This window comes from Streptococcus mitis (assembly GCF_019929545.1).
GTDB lineage: Bacteria > Bacillota > Bacilli > Lactobacillales > Streptococcaceae > Streptococcus > Streptococcus mitis_BU.
This window is the reverse complement of record NZ_JAHZPT010000062.1, coordinates 1-947: the sequence shown is the minus strand read 5'-3', so window position 1 is coordinate 947 and position 947 is coordinate 1. Positions and strand designations below refer to the sequence as shown.

The 947-nt window shown below is 47.9% G+C and carries 9 tRNA genes; all 9 read right to left on the bottom strand.

Going from position 1 to position 947, the window contains the following annotated elements:
• Positions 1 to 160: 160 nt before the first annotated feature.
• A tRNA-Pro gene (locus K1I71_RS09535) sits at positions 161 to 234 on the bottom strand.
• Between the two features lie 15 nt (positions 235 to 249).
• Positions 250 to 323, bottom strand: a tRNA-Arg gene (locus tag K1I71_RS09530).
• Positions 324 to 334: 11 nt separating this feature from the next.
• Positions 335 to 420, bottom strand: a tRNA-Leu gene (locus tag K1I71_RS09525).
• Between the two features lie 7 nt (positions 421 to 427).
• Positions 428 to 499, bottom strand: a tRNA-Gly gene (locus tag K1I71_RS09520).
• A 22-nt stretch (positions 500 to 521) separates the two neighbouring features.
• Positions 522 to 594, bottom strand: a tRNA-Thr gene (locus K1I71_RS09515).
• Between the two features lie 18 nt (positions 595 to 612).
• Positions 613 to 694: transfer RNA gene (locus K1I71_RS09510), tRNA-Leu, on the bottom strand.
• Between the two features lie 5 nt (positions 695 to 699).
• Positions 700 to 772: transfer RNA gene (locus K1I71_RS09505), tRNA-Lys, on the bottom strand.
• A 24-nt stretch (positions 773 to 796) separates the two neighbouring features.
• A tRNA-Asp gene (locus tag K1I71_RS09500) sits at positions 797 to 869 on the bottom strand.
• Positions 870 to 871: 2 nt separating this feature from the next.
• Positions 872 to 944, bottom strand: a tRNA-Val gene (locus K1I71_RS09495).
• Between the last annotated feature and the right edge of the window lie 3 nt (positions 945 to 947).

The window sequence follows — 947 nt, the reverse complement described above, 5'->3', positions numbered from 1 at the left end:
AAAAAGAAAGGACGAAATGTGTCCTTTCTCGATCTTAGCTTTTCTTCAACCCACTACAGTTGACAAAGAGCCAAAAAAGAGAGAAGCGAACTCTTTCTCTCTTAATATATATAATATCTAGTTAAATAAAAAAGATACGCTTACGTATCTCTGTAATGAATCGGGAAGACAGGATTCGAACCTGCGACACCTTGGTCCCAAACCAAGTACTCTACCAAGCTGAGCTACTTCCCGAGTTAAATAGAAAAATGCACCCTAGAGGAGTCGAACCTCTAACCGCCTGATTCGTAGTCAGGTACTCTATCCAGTTGAGCTAAGGGTGCTCATTAGTTTATGCCGAGGACCGGAATCGAACCGGTACGATCGTTACCAATCGCAGGATTTTAAGTCCTGTGCGTCTGCCAGTTCCGCCACCCCGGCCTCTCTAAGCGAACGACGGGATTCGAACCCGCGACCCCCACCTTGGCAAGGTGGTGTTCTACCACTGAACTACGTTCGCACTGTTTTCTTCTATCTAAAAATGCCGGCTACATGACTTGAACACGCGACCCTCTGATTACAAATCAGATGCTCTACCAACTGAGCTAAGCCGGCTCATTTATTATATCTTAATGCGGGTTAAGGGACTTGAACCCCCACGCCGTTAAGCGCCAGATCCTAAATCTGGTGCGTCTGCCAATTCCGCCAAACCCGCATATATGACCCGTACTGGGCTCGAACCAGTGACCCATTGATTAAAAGTCAATTGCTCTACCAACTGAGCTAACGAGTCTAAAATAACTTCCGTTATCTTAAACGGTCCCGACGGGAATCGAACCCGCGATCTTCGCCGTGACAGGGCGACGTGATAACCGCTACACTACGGGACCTATGGGAGTTAACGGGATCGAACCGCTGACCCTCTGCTTGTAAGGCAGATGCTCTCCCAGCTGAGCTAAACTCCCTAG